The organism is Streptomyces sp. AB3(2024) (genome assembly GCF_041862025.1).
GTDB lineage: Bacteria > Actinomycetota > Actinomycetes > Streptomycetales > Streptomycetaceae > Streptomyces.
In genome coordinates this window covers 1-16323 of the sequence record NZ_JBGWAB010000071.1, presented here as the reverse complement: position 1 = coordinate 16323, position 16323 = coordinate 1, and the positions used below count along the sequence as shown (strand labels likewise).

Here is a 16323-nt window from a genome sequence, read left to right as displayed (position 1 = left end):
CCGGCGGAGTTCGGCCAGATGGCGACCGGTTGGGGTGCGAACCGGCCCCGTCGGCGGGCGGCCTGTCGCGGGGAGCCCGCGCTCCCCTACAGTGCGTGATGCCCGCACCCGGCACGTGACGACGCACACCCCGCCGAACAGGAGCCCACCGTGGCCACCGACGCCGGCTCCGGCCGCCTCCCCGTTCCGTCCCCGGCGGACCGCCGGGTTCCCGAGCTCGACCCCGTCCTCGTCGCCGAGTGGAGGGCCGGGGGAGGGGAACCGATCGACCTCTTCACCCTGGCGCGCGAACGGCTCGGCGGCATCGCGGCGTTGGACCTCGCCGCCGGTTCCGGCCCGGCGGTCCTCGTCACCGCGCCGCAGGCCGTCCAGCACGTACTCGCGCTCCGTCCGGACCGGTACGTCAAACGCTCGCACCGGGCCCGGCTGCTGATCGGCGACGGGGTCCTGGCCGCCACCGGCGACGCGTGGCAGCGGCAGCGGCGTCTGCTGCAGTCCCAGTTCACGGGCCGGGGGATGCGCCGCTACGAACGGCGGATCACCGGGGCCGCCCGGACCGCCGCGGCGCGCTGGGCCGGGTACGCCCGTACCGGCCGGGTCTTCGACCTCGGCGACGAGATGCGCCGCTTCGCCCTGGACACCATCTGGCGGTCCCTGACCGGACATCCCCTCGACCTCGCGACCGAGCGCGAACTGGGCGCCGTGGCACACGTGGTGGCCGAGCTGCCCACCCTGCCGGCCGACGGGGGCGCCGCCCGGGGGGCCGTCGCCGCCGAGCTGGCCCGGATCGACGCCGTGGCGAGCCGCGCCGTCGAGGCCGCCCGCGACGGCACGGCCGGACCCGACGGCCCGGGCCTGCTGCACGTGCTGCTCGACGCGGCGGGAACGCGCCCCGAGTACACCGACCGGCTGGTCCGTGACGAGCTGGTCACCCTCCTGGTCGCCGTTCACGAGACCACCGCCACCACCCTGACCTGGCTCCACCTGCTGCTCGACCGGAACCCGTGGGCGCGGGAACGGGCCCTGGCCGCGGGCCCCGAAGGCTCACCGGAGCGGCGGCGGGCGGTGCAGGCCCTCGTCCACGAGACCCTGCGCCTCTACCCGTCCGCCTGGATGCTGCCGCGCAGCGCGGCGCGCGACGACGTCCTCTGCGGGTACCGGATCCCGGCCGGCACGGACGTCCTGGTCTGCCCCTACCTCACGCACCGCGACCCGGGGGTGTGGGAGGATCCGGGGCGGTTCGACCCGGCGCGCTTCACCGTCCCAGGCCGGCGCCCCGTCCACCCGGGGAGCTACCTCCCGTTCGGCATGGGACCGCGGGCCTGCCTGGGCCTGCGGTTCGCCCTCCTGGAGTCGACCGTCCTCCTGGAGCACCTGCTGCCCGCCCGCGCACCGCGCTTGCGCTCCGTCCCGGAGGGGGCCGCGTACAGCATCACGGTCCGTCCCGACGGCCCCACGCCCGCAACGCTGGGCTGATCCCGGGGCGGCGGCCCTTGCGGGGCACGGTCGTGGTCCGGGCGGCACGGTCGTGGTCCGGGTGGTCCGGGTGGTCCGGGTGGTCCGGGGTCGCGGTCCGGGCCCGCTCGCGCCCGCCCCGGCGGCGGACCGGCCGGAGCGGGTGCGGGCGGGCCCGGCGGCCGGTCAGTGGAAGAGCATGGAGGCGCCCCCGGCCGCCGTGGTGACGGAGCCCGGGCACAGGAAGCTGCCCGAGGTCTTGGTGGCGGTGAAGGCCCTGTTGACGTACTTCCTCGTCGTCCCGTCGCGGTCCCACACGATGTTGGCGGCCTTGTAGCGGCAGGAGACGAAGCTCTGCTGCCCGGTGATGTCGATCAGGTCGGTCCGGGCGGTCGCGGCGGTGTCGTCGAAGGTGAAGGCCGGGTTGTTGTTGAGGGAGGCGGTGATGCTCCCGTCACAGGTGAGGTTGCCGCCGGGCTTGTTGATGCTGCTGCGGTCAACGGTGAGGGCGGCGGGGGGATTGGCGCTGGTCCGTGCGTTGGTCCAGCCGCAGGTATTGCCCGCGACGACGATGACGCCGTCGACCTTCTGGTCGGCGGTGGGTGACGCGGTGGCGGCCGTCACGCCGGCGACGGTGGCCGCGAGCGCCAGTGCCGCGACGGCGAGCTTCGTCCGGTGCGGCTGCGTGAGGTGCAGCATGTCGCTCCTCCTTGACACGTCCTTGTGGGGGTGTGGTGCGAGGCCGGTGCGGAGTGCGTCACGGAATGTCCCACAGGGGTCTTGATATGTCATGTGCACATCAGAGATTGGCCGGATCGTGCTGCGCCGCCGGGCGCGCTCCGAGGGTGCGGGTGTGGGCGTGCGGCGAGCGCGGGGCGCGCGGGGAGGGGCGTGGCGTACTCGGGTGTACTACCGGGGGAGTACACCGAAGACGCTACGCCGGGGTGACGCCGGTGACACGGGCCCACCTCTAGCGTGATGGTCATGGAACAGCAGCGCGAACGCCACGGTCCGCCGTGGCGACGATGGGCGGAAGGAGCCGGGCGGGGCTCGGGCCGGCGCTCCGCGCTGCTCGTCGCCGTCCTGGCACAGGTCGGGTCCGGATGGGCCGCGCAGGCGCAGAGCGGTCGCATGCCGCTCGACGTATGGGCCCGGATCCTGCTCCTGCTCGGGCCGGCCCTGCTGATCGTGCGCCACCGCCACCCCGTGGCCGTGGTCTACGGGGTGAGTGCCGTCACCCTGGTCTACCTCGGAGCCGGGTACCCCTACGGCCCCGTCTTCATCAGCCTGGCCGTGGCCTGTTTCGCCGCCGTCGTCTCCGGTCACCGCCGGGCCGCCTGGGGGGCCGTGGCACTGCTGTGGACCGGTCACCTGCTCATCGGGCACTGGCTCTACCGGTGGCTGCCGCCCGCCGGGGACGGCCCGGCGCCCTGGACGCAGGAGCTGGGCATCACCGCCTGGACCCTCGCCATGCTCGCCGTCTTCGAACTGGTCCGCGTCCGCCGCGAGCAGTGGTCCCGCGAGCGGTTCGAGCGGGCGGCGGCCGCCCGCCGCCGGGCCGACGAGGAGCGGCTGCGCATCGCCCGCGAGCTCCACGACGTCCTCGCCCACAGCATCTCCGTGATCAACGTCCAGGCGGGGGTCGGCCTGGCCCTGCTCGACACCGACCCCGAGCGGGCGCGCACGGCGCTCACCACGATCAAGGCGGCCAGCAAGGAGGCGCTCGGCGAGGTCCGCCAGGTCCTCGACACCCTCCGGGCTCCCGGCGCCGCGCCGCGCGCGCCCGCCCCGGGCCTGGACCGCCTCCCCGAACTCCTCGAACAGGCCGCGGCCGCCGGCCTGACCGCCACTGCCGCCACCGAGGGACGGCCCCGGACCCTGCCCCCCGGCGCGGACCTCGCCGCCTTCCGCATTCTCCAGGAGGCCCTGACCAACGTGGTGCGGCACTCCGGCTCGCGCACCGCCCGCATCCGCCTCGCCTGGCGGCCGGACGGCCTCGAACTACGGGTGGACGACGACGGCCCGCCCACCGGGAACCCCGCGGGCGGCAGCGGCAACGGCCTCGCCGGAATGCGCGAGCGGGCCGCCGCCCTGGGTGGCACCATCGAGGCCGGTCCCCGCCCGGACGGCGGCTTCCGGGTGATCGCGAGACTCCCGCCGACGGCCGCCCCGCTCCAGGAGGAACCGTGATCAGCGTCCTGCTCGCCGACGACCAGCTGCTCGTCCGGGCAGGGTTCCGGGCCCTGCTCGACGCCCAGGGCGACATCGAGGTGGTGGGCGAGGCGTCGGACGGCGAGGAAGCGGTACGGCTGGTCCGGGCCCTGCGCCCCGACGTGGTCCTCATGGACATCCGGATGCCGGGCCTCGACGGACTCGCCGCGACCCGGTCGATCACCGGGGACGGGACCCTGTCCGCCGTGCGGGTGGTCATGCTGACCACCTTCGAACTCGACGAGTACGTCTTCGAAGCCATTCGCTCCGGCGCCTCCGGCTTCCTCGTCAAGGACACCGAACCGGAGGAACTGCTGCGCGCGGTCAGGGCGGTGACGGACGGCGACGCCCTGCTGTCCCCCGGTGTCACGCGCCGTCTGATCGCGGAGTTCGCGGCCCGCTCCAGACAGCCCGCATCCGCGGCGGGCCTGGAGCGGCTCACCGGGCGGGAGCGCGAGGTGATGGCCCTGGTCGGCATGGGGCTGTCCAACGAGGAGATCGCCCGCCGGCTGGTCGTCAGCCCGCTCACCGCGAAGACGCACGTCAGCCGGACCATGGTCAAGCTCGGCGCCCGGGACCGCGCCCAACTCGTCGTCCTGGCCTACGAATCCGGGCTGGTCCGGCCCGGCTGGCTCGGCTGAGGCCCACGGCCTGCGGGCCCACGGCGCTGCGCACGGTCCGCGGCGCACGGCCCACGGCCCACCCCGCCGGGGCCGGGCGCCGGGGGTACTCCCCGGGAAGCAACCCCGGTGCAGCCGGCCGTACGACGACCCGGACCCTCTCCCGGAGCGAGGCTCGGAAGCGAGACGAGAACCACCCGCTTCCGAGGAGCCGAACCGACATGGACACCACCCTGACCACCCTCGCCCACGACGGGCCCGCCCCCTGGCTGCTGCTCTTCCCCCTGGTGTGGGCGGCGGTCGTGATCACCGTCGTCACCGTGCTGCGCCGCACCGTGTGGCGCGGCGGCCGGCGCGGACCGCGGCAGAACCGGGGCGCCGCGTACGGCGGGCACTCCCCCATCGCGGTCCTGGGACGGCGCTTCGCCTCCGGAGAGATCGACGAGGACGAGTACTGGCGCCGGCTGTCCGTCCTCGACGAGCAGTTCGGCCGCTCCCTCCGGGACGGCGCCGCATGAGCCCCGCCACCACCGCCACCGCATCGGGCGGCGGCGAACGCGCCGCCGCCCGCGTCGTCGACGCGGTCAAGGTCTACGGCCGCGGCGACACCGAGGTACGGGCCCTCGACGGGGTCAGCACCACCTTCCCGGCCGGCCGCTTCACCGCCATCATGGGACCCTCCGGATCCGGCAAGTCCACCCTCATGCACTGCGCCGCCGGACTCGACACCCTGACCTCCGGCTCCGCCCACATCGGCGGCACCGAACTCGGCGCCCTCGACGACCGGGGGCTCACCCTGCTGCGCCGCGAGCGCGTCGGCTTCGTCTTCCAGGCCTTCAACCTGGTCCCCACCCTCACCGCCGCCGAGAACATCACCCTCCCCCTGGACCTCGCGGGCATCCGGCCCGACGCCGCCCGGCTGGACACCCTGATCGACGTCGTCGGGCTTTGCGACCGCCTCCACCACCGGCCCGCCGAGCTCTCCGGGGGCCAGCAACAGCGCGTGGCCGTGGCCCGCGCCCTCGTCGGCGACCCCGAGGTGGTCTTCGCCGACGAACCGACCGGGAACCTCGACTCCCGCGCGGGCCAGGAGGTGCTCGGCCTCCTCGGACGGGCGGTGCGCGAGATGGGCCGTACGGTCGTCATGGTCACCCACGACCCGGTCGCCGCCGCCCACGCCGACGAGGTCCTCTTCCTCGCCGACGGCCGCCTCGTCGACCGGATGGCGGCCCCGACCGCCGACCGCGTCCTGGACCGCCTCAAAGCCTTCGACACGTCCGACACCTCCGACACCCCCGGCACCGCGGAGACCTTCGGCGCCGTGGACACCCGCACCGCCACGGACGCGGTCGCACGCCCCGGAAGGCGGACGCCATGAGTGCGGCCCGCACCACCCTGCGGCTGGCCACCGCCTCGCTGCGCGCCCGCAGACGCCGCTTCGCCGGAACCTTCACGGCCGCCCTCCTGGGCGTCGCCTTCCTCGCCGGAACCCTGGTCATGGGCGACACCCTCCGCGCGAGCTTCGACAGCATGTTCGCGGGCGCCGCGAGCGGCACCGACGCCGTCGTGCGCGGCTCGCGCGTCGTCACCGTCCCCGGCCAGGACCGGGGCAGCCGCCAGACGGTCGCCGCCGACCTCGCGGACCGGCTCCGCGCCGTCCCCGGCGTGGCCGCCGTCGAGCCCGACATCCAGGGAGCCGGACAACTCCTCGGCAAGGACGGCCGACCGGTCGGCGGCCAGGGCCCGCCCACCCTCGCCGGGAACTGGATCACGGACCCCCGCCTCAACCCGTACCGCCTGGCCGAAGGCCGCGCACCGCAGCGCACCGGGGAGGTCGTCGTCAACCGGGGAGCCGCCGTACGGGGCGGCCTCGCGGTCGGCGACACGACCGTGCTGCGCACCCCCGACCCGGTCCGCGTCACCGTCGTCGGCCTGGCCACCTTCGGCGGCGCCGACGGCATGGGGCAGGTCACGTACACCGCGATGACCCGCGCGGACGCCGAGAAGTACCTCACCGCAGGCCCCGGCCGGGCGGCCTCCCTCCTGGTCCGGGCCGCCCCCGGTACCACCCAGCGCCGGCTGGTGGAGGTCCTCGGCCCGGTGCTGCCGCAGGGCGTCGAGGCCATCACCGGACAGGAGGCGGCCGAGGAGAACACCGAGATGATCTCGGGCCGGTTCCTCGGCCTGTTCACCACCCTGCTGCTGGTCTTCTCCGGCATCGCCCTGCTCGTCGCCACCTTCGGCATCCACAACACCTTCGCGATCGTCGTCGCCCAGCGCACCCGCGAGAACGCCCTGCTCCGCGCCCTCGGCGCCGCCCGCCGCCAGATCCTCGCCGGCACCCTGGCCGAGGCCGCGGTGGTCGGGGTCGTCGCCTCGGTGGCCGGCCTGCTCGGCGGCCTCGGCGTCGCGGCGGGCCTGCGGGCGCTCTTCCCGGCCCTCGGGTTCCCCTTCCCCGAAGGGGACCTGGTCGTCAGTACCACCTCACTGCTGCTCCCGCTCGGCGTCGGCGTCGCCGTCTGCCTCGGCTCCGCGCTGGCACCTGCCGTCCGGGCGGGCCGCACGGCGCCCCTCGCGGCCCTGCGCGAGAGCACGGTGGACCGCTCCGGGACCTCGCGGGCCCGCACGCTCGCCGGCGTCGCGCTCGGCGCCGCCGCCCTCGCGGCGGTCCTGGCCGGGGTCCTGGCCGCGCCGTCGCCGTGGCTGTCGGGGACGGGGGCGGTACTGGCGACCGCCGCGTTCGTCGTCCTCGGACCGGTGACGTCCTCGTACGCCGTACGGATCCTCGCGGATCCCCTGCGCCGGCTGCGCGGGGTCCCCGGAGCCCTCGCGGGACGCAACGCCGCACGCGACCCGGGACGGACGGCGGCCACCGCGACCGCACTGATGATCGGAGTCGCCGTCGTCAGCCTCTTCGCGGTGTTCGGGGCCTCCCTCAAGGCCACCATGGACCGGACGGTGTCCCGCTCCTTCGCCGGTGACGTCGCCATCAGCGCCCCCGCGTTCGGGTCGGGCGGCAGCGGCCTCAGCCCCGCGTTGGCGCCCGCCGTCGCGGCCCTGCCCGAGGTGAGGAGCGCTGTGGGCCTCGGCAGGGGAGTCGCGGAGGTCGACGGCTCCGGCCACGCCCTGACGGTCACCGACCCGGCCGCCCTCGCCGTCGGCCTCGACCTCGGCACGGTGGAGGGACGCCTCGATTCCCTCGGTACGGACGGCATCGCGGTCAGCGCGAAGGAAGCCGGCCGGCACGGCTGGCGGCCGGGCAGCGGCCTCGAACTCGCCTTCACCGACGGGCAGAAGCTCCCGTTCACGGTCCGTGCCGTCTACGACCGCCCCGACCTCGCCGGCGACTACCTGATCACCCGCGCGGCCTGGGCCCCGCACCGCGCCCAGGACTCCGACACCCTGGTCTCCGTCACCTTCCGGGACGGGGTGTCCACGGCGGACGGCACGGCCGCGGTGGAGCGTACGGCCGCCCGGTACGGCGGCCCGGAGGTCCAGACCCGGGCGGAATACGCCGCCTCCTCGGCGGGCGGCATCGACATGATGCTCACCCTCGTCTACGCCCTCCTCGCCCTCGCCGTGCTCATCGCCCTGCTCGGCATCGCCAACACCCTCACCCTCGCGGTGCACGAACGCACCCGCGAGCTGGGACTCCTGCGCGCCGTCGGCCAGACCCGGGCCCAGCTACGGGCGATGATCCGCTGGGAGTCGGTGCTGGTGGCCGCCTTCGGCACGGCGGCCGGCCTGCTCCTCGGCGTCCTCCTCGGCCGGGTCCTGGTGACGGCCTCGGCGAGCGCGCAGGACAGCGCCCTCGCCTTCGCCCTGCCGTCGGCGCAGCTCGCGGTGGTCGCCCTGGCGGGACCGGCGGCCGGCATCCTCGCAGGCCTGCACCCTGCCCATCGGGCGGCCCGCCTGGACATCCTGCCCGCCGTCGCCGCGGAATAGCCGGCGTGAGGCACCGCGCCGCCCCGCCCGGCGGAGGTCCGCGTGGCAGGCTGGAGGCATGTGCGGCCGATACGTCTCCACCCGCAGCCCCGAGGACCTGACCGGCCTGTTCGGGGCCGCCGCGCCGGGCCCCGACGCGGTGGTCCCGCCCAGTTGGAACGTCGCCCCGACCGATCCCGTGTGGGCGGTACTGGAGCGCGCCGACCACGAGACCGGGCTCCTGGAACGCCGGCTGCGGCCGCTGCGCTGGGGTCTGGTGCCGTCCTGGTCCAAGGACCCGGGCGGCGCGGCGCGGATGATCAACGCCCGCGTAGAAACGGTCGCCGAGAAGCCGGCCTACCGCCGCGCCTACGCCAGACGCCGCTGCCTGCTTCCCGCCGACGGCTTCTACGAATGGCTGGCCGTCCCGGCGACCGCCACCGCCAAGGCGTACAAGCAGCCCTACTTCATCAGCCCCCAGGACGGCGCGGTGATGGCGATGGCCGGTCTGTACGAGTTCTGGCGCGACCCCGCCGTAACGGACGGGGACGACCCGGCCGCCTGGTGGGCGACCTGCACCGTGATCACCACCGAGGCCACCGACGCCGCCGGCCGGGTCCACCCCCGGATGCCGCTGGCCCTCGCCCCCGCCGACTACGACGCCTGGCTGGACCCCGCGCACCAGGACCCGCACGCCGTGCGCACCCTCCTCGCCACCCCCGCCGAAGGCCGCCTGGAGGTCCGCGCGGTCGGCACGGCGGTGAACAGCGTCCGCAACAACGGCCCCGAGCTCCTGGACGACCCGGTGGTCACCCGGACCCGCTGACCCCGCGCGCCTCCTGGGCGCGGGCGGAGGCGTCCGTCCGGGCCGGCCTGCGCAGCGCCGCGAACGTCCTGTCCCCCCAGGACCGTGGCCACGGCCACCGATTCGACGAGGTCCCGCCGGACAGCGCGTACCCGACGGCGGGCCGGGAATGCCGCTCACCGGATGGTCCACCACCGGCGGCCGGCCGGCCGTGTTGTCAGTGGTCCGTGAGACGCTCGCCCCGACCGACAACTCCCATCCGCACCTTCACGGACACACGCGAGGCGAAGACATGACCACGGGGAACGAGAACGCCGCCTACGAGATCGTGCCGGGCGTCCCGGACGTCGCGACCTACCGGATGCTGCGCGGCGCGACCGGGCTCGGCGCCAAGAGCGTCGAGGGTTCGGCGATCGGGCTGCCGAACTCCTGGCACTGCGTCACCGTCGCCCACCACGGCGACACCGTCGGCATGGGCCGGATCGTCGGCGACGGCGGGTGCTTCCTCCAGGTCGTCGACATCTGCGTGCTCCCGGAGCACCAGGGGCAGGGCCTCGGCAAGCTGATCATGGCCGAGCTCACCGCAGAGCTGGAGCGGCGTGCGCCGAAGGGAACGTACGTGTCCCTCATGGCCGACGGCGACGCCCGGCACCTCTACGCGAAGTTCGGCTTCGTGGATCCGGCCCCGGCATCGGTGGGCATGGCCCGTCTGCTCTGAGGCAGGGGCGTCAGGGGGCGGCCGCAGGGGCGGTCGGGTGCGACCGGCAGCTCGTACGATCATGGTCGAGAGCCCGCAGCCGTGCGGGCGTCGTGCACCGAGGAGAGTCATCCGCATGTGGTCCTGTGAGCGCGTCGTCGGATCCGCCCTCGACGTCGAGGAGGTCATCGGCCTCTACCGGGCGTCGACGCTCGCCGAGCGCCGCCCGGTCGACGACGTGGAGCGGTTCACGCGAATGCTGGCCGGCGCCAACCTGGTCGTCACGGCCCGCACCGACGAGGGACACCTCATCGGCATTGCCCGGTCGGTCACCGACGGCGCGTACGCGACCTACCTCAGCGACCTCGCCGTCGACGCCGCCCACCAGTCCGAGGGCGTCGGGCGCGAGTTGATCCGGGTCACCGGCGAAGCCGCCCCGCAGGCGACGATCATCCTGCTCGCCGCCCCGGCGGCCGTCGACTACTACCCCCGCGTCGGGTTCACCGCGCACCACTCCGCCTGGACCCTCGACGGTCCCGAGGAGTGAGCCCGGCGCCCGCCGCGACGCTCACCCGCGGCACAGGACGGGCACCCGCTGGACGGCGTTGTTGCCGAAGCCCCCGCGGTTCCACGTCTGTCCGAGCGGCTGGGTGCGGCCCGTGGCGTCCGTCGCCCGCGCCATCAGGACGTACCGGCCCGGCACGGCCCTCCACACGCCGTGCCAGGCCTGCCACGCCCCGCGGGGCCGGCCGTCCCGCGCACCCGGCTCCACCGCGGCGTCCGCCCACGTCCGGCCCCCGTCGCAGCTCAGCTCCACCCGGGTGACCGGCCCGTGCCCCGACCAGGCGCGCCCCTCCAGAGGTACGGGACCCGCGCGCACGACGCGCAGGCGGGACATGAAGTCGGGGAACCCCGGCGGAACCATCAGGGCGCGCGGTGCGATCAGCGTCACCGGCCCCCCGGGGTCCTCGGGGTCGCGCCGGTAGCGGTAGGCCACCGCCTGCTGGAACCCCTCGAAGGGCACGTCGGACAGCGTGATGTCCCGCAGCCACTTCACGTGCGCCATCCCGTACCAGCCCGGCACCACCAGCCGCAGCGGAAACCCGTGCTGCGGCGGCAGCGGCCCGCCGTTCATCGCGTACGCGAGCAGCACTTCCGGCTCCGTGCCGGTCGCCACGGTCACCGGCAGGCTGCGCGCGTAGTCCTGCTCGACCCCGCGCTCCACGCCGTGGTCGGCTCCCGTGAACACCGCCTCGACGGCCTCCGGCCCCACCCCGGCCTCGGCGAGCACCGTCCGCAGCGGCACCCCGGTCCAGTCGGCCGTGCCCACCCCTTCGACCAGCCAGGGCTGGCTGACGGGCCGGGGCAGCAGACGTGCCCGGCCGTTGCCCGCGCACTCCATCGTGACCCGGTGCGTGACCGCCGGCAGCGCGCGCAGGGCCGCAAGGTCCAGTGCCAGCGGCCGGCGGACCCGCCCGCCGACCGTCAGCCGCCAGGTGCCGGGGTCCGCGGCCGGGATGTCGTAGTGCACCAGTACGTAGTGCAGCCCGGCCGGCGTGAGCTCGTAGCGCAGGGCCTCCAGGGGCAGCCCGTGGTTGCGGGCGGCGAGCGCCAGCTCCTCCGCCCCTATGTCCTCGTCCTCGGCCGCCAGCCGCCCCGGGACGCTGATCCCGCTCAGGACCGTGTCCATACCTCCATGGTCGCGCGCGCCACCGGCCCCGGCACCCCGGGACTAGGGTGACGCCTTGCCGATCGGCCGAGTTGAGGGGGGGGGCACCGCGATGGGGACGGGAACGGGAACGGACGGGGAGGGACCGGTCGACAGGGCGCGCGCCCAGGTGTTCGGAGAGGTGGCCGAACTCTACGACGCCTCCCGCCCCGGGTACGCGGACGCGCTGTTGGCCCGGGTGCTGGAGTACGCGGAGCCGGGGGAGCGCCCGGCGGTGGAGGTCGGCGCGGGCACGGGCAAGGCCACGGTGCCGTTCGCCGAGGCGGGCACCACGCTGGTCTGCGTGGAACCCGATCCGCGCATGGCCGAGGTGCTGCGCCGCAACACCGCCCGCTTCCCGCGGGTACGGGTCGAGGCCGGCGGCTTCGAGGAATGGCGGCGCGACGGGCGCCGCTTCGCGCTCCTCTACGCCGCCACCTCCCGGCACTGGCTCGATCCGGCGCGACGCGTGGACCTGGCCCGAGAGGCGCTCGACCCGGGCGGCGCGCTGGCCCTGTTCTGGAACCCGCAGGGCGTGCGCGAACCGCACCTGCACGCGGCGCTGGCCGAGGTCGACGCCCGCCACGGGATCACGGGTGCGCCGCACGGCGAACTCGCCTCTTCCTACGGTCGGGCCCCGGGCGACTGGGCCGGGACGCCGGGCTGGCCGGCGGCCGAGTGCCGCGCCGACGGCCGGCTCACCGACCTGTACGAGGTCCGTTTCCGCGAGGACCGGTACTACGACACCGACCGCTACCTGGGCTACCTGGCCTCCCTCTCCCGTTACCGGGTCCTGGCCCCGGACCACCGCGAGCGGGTCCTCGCCGACACCGCCCGGGTGCTGGACGCGCACGGCGGGGGCATCGCCATGGACCACTTCAGCGACCTGCTCCTCGCCCGCACGCTCCGGACGGCCGGCACCTCCCGGACCGCCCGCGCCTCCCGGACGGCGCCCCCGGTGCGGGACGCCGTGTCGTAGTCCTGCGGCGCGGCCCCGGTGGGCCGATAGTGGGGCTGTGAACGACAGGTCGCGCAAGAGCGGACAGACGGGCGGGAGCGGGAACGGCAACGGGAACGCCGCGTGGTCCGGACGGGCGGGGGCGGAGGCCTTCGCGGCGGTGGAGGCGGCCACGGACTGGCTGCTCGGCTATCCGTTCGTCTTCAGGGCGCTCGCCCGCAGGATCCGCGGCGGTGACGTCCTCGTGGACTACGGCTGCGGCCCCGGCACGGTCGCCGACCGCGCGGCCCGGGTGCTGGGGGTCCGGGTGGTGGGAGTGGACACCTCGCCCGAGATGCTGGAGCTGGCCCGGGCCGCGGGCACCGCCGTGGCGGAGTTCCACCTGGTCGAGGACGGGCGGGCGACCGGCCTGGCGGACGGCTGCGCGGACGCGGTGATGTGCAACCACGTGATCGCGTCGCTGCCCGACGAACAGGCCGTCCTCGGCGTCTTCACCGAGATCCGCCGCCTGCTGCGCCCCGGCGCCCCCTTCGTGCTGCTGGCCACCGATCCCGCCTGCACCGGCCGGGAGTACGCCTCCCTGAGGATCGGCGAGCCGGGCGAGGTGTACGGACCGGGCGACGAGCTGACCGTACGGCTGCAACGCACGGACGGGACCTGGCAGGAGGTGCGCAATCACGCCTGGCCCCCCGGGATCTATCCGGAGCTTCTGGAGAGCGCGGGATTCCGGGAGGTAGCCCAGCATCACCCCACGGTGGAGGAGGCGCAGTCCCTCGCCGACCCGGCACTCCTGCGCGCCCGTCACTGGACGGCGGAGCGCGAGCGGCCGCCCCTGGTGGTCACCACCGCGCTGGCGGTCTGACCAGCGGAGTCCCGTCCACACCGAACGCCGGACAATCGGCCCGGCACCGCCGGCGGCGGGGCTGCTGCCCGGTCAGTTCGCGGGGACGTGCGCGGGCCGCGGCGTGATCCCCGGGTAGGCCTCCCCGAGCACGGTGTCGAACAGCGTCGTGACGTCGTCCGCCGTCATCCCCTGCTCCCGCGCCTCCCGCATCCACTCCCCGAGCCGGCCCCGCAACGGGGACTCGGGTGCGGTCTGCGGGGTGGCCAGCGAGCGGGTGATGAAGGTGCCCGAGCCCTGCCGCACCTCGACCAGCTCCAGCCGTTCCAGTTCGCGGTAGGCCTTGAGGGTGGTGTTCGGGTTCACCTTGGTGGTGGCTGCGACCTGTGCCGCGGTGGGAAGTTTGTCCCCCTCGGTCAGGGCGCCCATGCGGAGCGCCTGCTCCACCTGGTGGACGATCTGGAGGTAGGCGGGCATGCCGCTGCGGCGTTCGATGCGAAACACGACCACGGTGCCCGCCTCCTTGATCCTTCGTGGGTTCTTCCAGCCTAGGGCTTCGACGGGGCCGCGACGGCCCGCGGCGGCCCTCCGCCCGCGGCCGTCTACAGGGCGCGGCGCCGGGCCCGCCACAGGAGCGCGCCGACGAGCGCGGCGGCGAGTACGACGAACCCCGCCGCGGCGGTCCACTGCATGCCCGCCATCTGGTCCTTGGTGTAGTGGTCCGCGACCCGGTCGACGATGCCGAGGGCGCTCCGGCAGTTCTCCGGCGCGCTGTCGTGCGCGCAGGTGCCCCAGCCGTAGAGCTTCCCGGACGCGGTCGCGAACCACTCGTCCACCACGATCACGTGGTCGAGCAGGGCGGGCCGTTGGGCGTCGAGCGGGTAGGCGAGCCGCCTGGGGGAGTCGAGACGGGGCCTGAGGATCTCCGCCGCGAGGAGGACGACGCCCGAGACCAGGAAGGTGGAGGCCATGGAAGCCACGGTGCGGCGCAGCAGCGCCCCGGCCAGGATTCCGAGGGAGGTGGTGAACAGGGCCGTGGCGACCGCGGAGGGGCCGGTGACCGCGAACACCGAGTGGTTCAGCCAGTCGTTGGCCACGAACGGGCCGGCGGAGCGCCACCACCAGGCGTAGGCGAGCCCCAGGACGCCCGTCGTCGCCGTGGCGAGGGTCAGGGCGAAGCCCACCTTCCACACCAGCCACCGGGTACGGGAGACCGACTGGGTCGTGACGAGCCGCGCGGTGCCGTTCTCCTGGTCGGCGGAGATCAGCGGGGCGCCGAGGAACACGCCCAGCAGTACGGGCAGGAAGGCCAGTGCGCTGCCGGCGGAGTCCAGGTCGTTGGTGATCGCGTTGACGATGTTGCCGTCGACCTCCGCCCCGGGCTTCCCGGGCCAGCCGGCGCCGTGCAGGGCGTCCAGCATCGCCCCGCGCTGGTACACGATCCAGGCCGCGCCGAGGACGGTGGCCGCGGCGCACGCGATGAGGGCCGTACGGTGCTGGCGGGTCATGAGCCAGGCGAGTCCGCGCAGCCTGCGGGTCGGGACGGACGCGGCACGCCTGCCGGAAGCGCCTTGGGTGAGCGTGCTCATGCGGCGGACTCCTCTCGGTGGTCGGGGGCGGCGGTGGGGGAGAGCAGCGCGGGGGCCGCGGGGGAGCGGAGGTAGGCGAGCAGTACCTCCTCCATCCCGGGTTCGGACAGTTGCCAGGCACCCTCCAGCGGTCCCTGGCGCCGGACCAGGGCGGTGAAGTGGCGTCCGGAGGTGCGTACTTCGATCACCGTGTGGGCGTTCAGGGCCGCGGGCAGGGCGCCCTCGTCGGTCACTCCGGTCACCAGTGTGTGCATCGGGACCAGCTCGTCGGCCTCACCCGCCATGCGGACGCGGCCGTCGGCGAGGACGAGAAGGTAGTCGCACATGTCCTCGATCTCGCTGAGCAGGTGCGAGGACATCAGTACGGTCGTGCCGTGCTCGGCCGCCTCGGACAGCAGCAGGGCGCCGATCTCGTCCCGCGCGACCGGGTCCAGATCGGCCATGGGCTCGTCCAGCAGCAGGAGTTCGGGCCGCTTTCCGAAGGCGAGCGCGAAGGCCACGCGGGTGCGCTGACCGCCCGACAGGGTCTCGACCCGGGCCCCGAGCGGTATCTGGCCGGACCGGACGATCCGCTCGGCCGCCTGCTGGTCCCAGCCCGGGTTCAGTTCCCGGCCCATCCGCAGGGTCTGTTCCACGGTGAACTTCTTGAACAGCGGCTTGTCCTGACCGAGATAGGCCCACCGGGCCATCGTGCCGGGCTCGTCGGCCGGTGCGCCGAAGATCCGCAGTTCGCCGGCCGAGGGCTCGGCCAGGCGGGTCGCCAGGTTCAGCAGGGTGCTCTTGCCAGCGCCGTTGGGTCCGACGAGCGCGGCGATGCGGCCCGCCGGGACCCGGAAGGAGCAGTCCTCCAGGGCCCAGCGCCGCCCGTACTTCTTGCCGAGCCCGCGCGCTTCGAGGGCCCATCGGGCGTCCGCCGCGCCGGAGGTGGTCGTGCCTCGCACAGCTTCCCCCTTTCCTTCAGTCCACTAGATAACTAGTGGAATCATGGACTCAGGGGGGAGCCCTGTCAACACGCTGTCGAGGAGGTCAGGAGGGGGACCGCGGGGACGGCTCCGCGGCCGCCCCGCCGGACACCTGGTGCAGGCGCAGGGCCAGTTGGAGCTCCAGGCTCCGGTCCGGCGACTGCCAGCCGGGGCCCAGCAGACGTCCGATGCGGTCCAGGCGCTGCACGACCGTGTTCACGTGCACGTGCAGGGCGTCCTTGGCCCTGGTCTGGCTCATGCCCGAGTCGAAGTAGACCCGCAGCGTGTGGACGAGGTCGCTGCCGCGCCGGGCGTCGTACTCCAGCAACGGCCCGAGGACGTCCCGGACGTAGGCGGACAGGTCCGGCCGGTCGCCCAGCAGTACGCCGAGGAACCCGAGCTCCGTGAGCGCGGCGCCGTCCCCGTCCCGCCCGAGCGCGCGCAGCGTGGACAGGCAGCGCAGGGCCTCGGCGTGCGCGGAGGGCAGTGCCCGGGGACTGCCGTCGGCGCGCGCCGCCCCGACCGTGACCGGGCCGCCCACAGATCGGCAGAG

17 protein-coding genes are annotated in these 16323 nt (G+C 74.8%); 11 read left to right on the top strand and 6 right to left on the bottom strand.

Annotated features, from left to right (window positions below; all coding sequences use genetic code 11):
• The first annotated feature begins 150 nt into the window (after nucleotides 1–150).
• Entirely contained in the window at nucleotides 151–1476 is a 1326-nt protein-coding gene (locus ACEPPI_RS24855; RefSeq protein WP_373917474.1) for a cytochrome P450, read from the top strand.
• A 165-nt stretch (nucleotides 1477–1641) separates the two neighbouring features.
• Here ACEPPI_RS24855 and ACEPPI_RS24850 read toward each other — a convergent pair whose 3' ends face one another.
• Nucleotides 1642–2154 (bottom strand): hypothetical protein, encoded by a 513-nt coding sequence (locus ACEPPI_RS24850; RefSeq protein ID WP_373917473.1) that lies wholly within the window; start codon nucleotides 2152–2154, stop codon nucleotides 1642–1644.
• A 285-nt stretch (nucleotides 2155–2439) separates the two neighbouring features.
• Here ACEPPI_RS24850 and ACEPPI_RS24845 point away from each other — a divergent pair, with 285 nt between their 5' ends.
• The 8 genes from ACEPPI_RS24845 to ACEPPI_RS24810 all read left to right on the top strand — a co-directional run bounded on the left by ACEPPI_RS24845 (nucleotide 2440) and on the right by ACEPPI_RS24810 (nucleotide 10259).
• Complete coding sequence (locus ACEPPI_RS24845) at nucleotides 2440–3645, top strand: sensor histidine kinase (RefSeq protein ID WP_373917472.1); 1206 nt, start codon at nucleotides 2440–2442, stop codon at nucleotides 3643–3645.
• A complete protein-coding gene (locus tag ACEPPI_RS24840) occupies nucleotides 3642–4307 on the top strand; it encodes a response regulator (RefSeq protein ID WP_373917471.1) in 666 nt (221 codons plus the stop codon). The genes ACEPPI_RS24845 and ACEPPI_RS24840 overlap by 4 nt, the downstream gene beginning before the upstream one ends.
• 212 nt (nucleotides 4308–4519) lie before the next feature.
• On the top strand, nucleotides 4520–4804 hold the full coding sequence (locus tag ACEPPI_RS24835; RefSeq protein ID WP_373917492.1) for an SHOCT domain-containing protein: 285 nt from the start codon (nucleotides 4520–4522) through the stop codon (nucleotides 4802–4804).
• Complete coding sequence (locus ACEPPI_RS24830; RefSeq protein WP_373917470.1) at nucleotides 4801–5664, top strand: ABC transporter ATP-binding protein; 864 nt, start codon at nucleotides 4801–4803, stop codon at nucleotides 5662–5664. The genes ACEPPI_RS24835 and ACEPPI_RS24830 overlap by 4 nt, the downstream gene beginning before the upstream one ends.
• Entirely contained in the window at nucleotides 5661–8231 is a 2571-nt protein-coding gene (locus ACEPPI_RS24825; RefSeq protein WP_373917469.1) for an FtsX-like permease family protein, read from the top strand. Before ACEPPI_RS24830 ends, ACEPPI_RS24825 begins: the two co-directional genes overlap by 4 nt.
• A gap of 58 nt (nucleotides 8232–8289) precedes the next feature.
• A complete protein-coding gene (locus ACEPPI_RS24820; protein WP_373917468.1) occupies nucleotides 8290–9036 on the top strand; it encodes an SOS response-associated peptidase in 747 nt (248 codons plus the stop codon).
• A gap of 271 nt (nucleotides 9037–9307) precedes the next feature.
• Entirely contained in the window at nucleotides 9308–9733 is a 426-nt protein-coding gene (locus ACEPPI_RS24815) for a GNAT family N-acetyltransferase (protein ID WP_373917467.1), read from the top strand.
• 115 nt (nucleotides 9734–9848) lie between these two features.
• The gene (locus tag ACEPPI_RS24810) at nucleotides 9849–10259 is read left to right on the top strand and encodes a GNAT family N-acetyltransferase (RefSeq protein WP_373917466.1); all 411 of its coding nucleotides are present in this window, start codon (nucleotides 9849–9851) and stop codon (nucleotides 10257–10259) included.
• 21 nt (nucleotides 10260–10280) lie between these two features.
• Here ACEPPI_RS24810 and ACEPPI_RS24805 read toward each other — a convergent pair whose 3' ends face one another.
• The gene (locus ACEPPI_RS24805; RefSeq protein ID WP_373917465.1) at nucleotides 10281–11402 is read right to left on the bottom strand and encodes a sulfite oxidase; all 1122 of its coding nucleotides are present in this window, start codon (nucleotides 11400–11402) and stop codon (nucleotides 10281–10283) included.
• 160 nt (nucleotides 11403–11562) lie between these two features.
• Between ACEPPI_RS24805 and ACEPPI_RS24800 the strand changes: the two genes are divergently transcribed.
• Both ACEPPI_RS24800 and ACEPPI_RS24795 read left to right on the top strand, forming a co-directional pair.
• Nucleotides 11563–12399 (top strand): trans-aconitate 2-methyltransferase, encoded by an 837-nt coding sequence (locus tag ACEPPI_RS24800; RefSeq protein WP_373917464.1) that lies wholly within the window; start codon nucleotides 11563–11565, stop codon nucleotides 12397–12399.
• A 37-nt stretch (nucleotides 12400–12436) separates the two neighbouring features.
• A complete protein-coding gene (locus ACEPPI_RS24795; protein ID WP_373917463.1) occupies nucleotides 12437–13240 on the top strand; it encodes a class I SAM-dependent methyltransferase in 804 nt (267 codons plus the stop codon).
• Between the two features lie 72 nt (nucleotides 13241–13312).
• Here the strand turns inward: ACEPPI_RS24795 and ACEPPI_RS24790 are convergent, their stop codons facing one another.
• From ACEPPI_RS24790 to ACEPPI_RS24775, 4 genes are all read right to left on the bottom strand, one after another.
• A complete protein-coding gene (locus ACEPPI_RS24790; RefSeq protein ID WP_373917491.1) occupies nucleotides 13313–13696 on the bottom strand; it encodes a GntR family transcriptional regulator in 384 nt (127 codons plus the stop codon).
• 125 nt (nucleotides 13697–13821) lie between these two features.
• The gene (locus tag ACEPPI_RS24785; RefSeq protein ID WP_373917462.1) at nucleotides 13822–14808 is read right to left on the bottom strand and encodes an ABC transporter permease; all 987 of its coding nucleotides are present in this window, start codon (nucleotides 14806–14808) and stop codon (nucleotides 13822–13824) included.
• Complete coding sequence (locus ACEPPI_RS24780) at nucleotides 14805–15749, bottom strand: ABC transporter ATP-binding protein (protein ID WP_373917461.1); 945 nt, start codon at nucleotides 15747–15749, stop codon at nucleotides 14805–14807. Before ACEPPI_RS24780 ends, ACEPPI_RS24785 begins: the two co-directional genes overlap by 4 nt.
• A gap of 85 nt (nucleotides 15750–15834) precedes the next feature.
• On the bottom strand, nucleotides 15835–16323 hold a 489-nt coding region (locus tag ACEPPI_RS24775), incomplete at its 5' end, for a PucR family transcriptional regulator (protein ID WP_373917460.1).

What these genes read in the sequence shown, in the direction of transcription:
- ACEPPI_RS24850 (WP_373917473.1), bottom strand. Translation starts at nt 2,154, where the DNA reads ATGCTGCACCTCACGCAGCCGCACCGGACGAAGCTCGCCGTCGCGGCA.
- ACEPPI_RS24845 (WP_373917472.1), top strand. Translation starts at nt 2,440, where the DNA reads ATGGAACAGCAGCGCGAACGCCACGGTCCGCCGTGGCGACGATGGGCG.
- ACEPPI_RS24830 (WP_373917470.1), top strand. Translation starts at nt 4,801, where the DNA reads ATGAGCCCCGCCACCACCGCCACCGCATCGGGCGGCGGCGAACGCGCC.
- ACEPPI_RS24825 (WP_373917469.1), top strand. Translation starts at nt 5,661, where the DNA reads ATGAGTGCGGCCCGCACCACCCTGCGGCTGGCCACCGCCTCGCTGCGC.
- ACEPPI_RS24820 (WP_373917468.1), top strand. Translation starts at nt 8,290, where the DNA reads ATGTGCGGCCGATACGTCTCCACCCGCAGCCCCGAGGACCTGACCGGC.
- ACEPPI_RS24815 (WP_373917467.1), top strand. Translation starts at nt 9,308, where the DNA reads ATGACCACGGGGAACGAGAACGCCGCCTACGAGATCGTGCCGGGCGTC.
- ACEPPI_RS24810 (WP_373917466.1), top strand. Translation starts at nt 9,849, where the DNA reads ATGTGGTCCTGTGAGCGCGTCGTCGGATCCGCCCTCGACGTCGAGGAG.
- ACEPPI_RS24805 (WP_373917465.1), bottom strand. Translation starts at nt 11,402, where the DNA reads ATGGACACGGTCCTGAGCGGGATCAGCGTCCCGGGGCGGCTGGCGGCC.
- ACEPPI_RS24790 (WP_373917491.1), bottom strand. Translation starts at nt 13,696, where the DNA reads ATGCCCGCCTACCTCCAGATCGTCCACCAGGTGGAGCAGGCGCTCCGC.
- ACEPPI_RS24785 (WP_373917462.1), bottom strand. Translation starts at nt 14,808, where the DNA reads ATGAGCACGCTCACCCAAGGCGCTTCCGGCAGGCGTGCCGCGTCCGTC.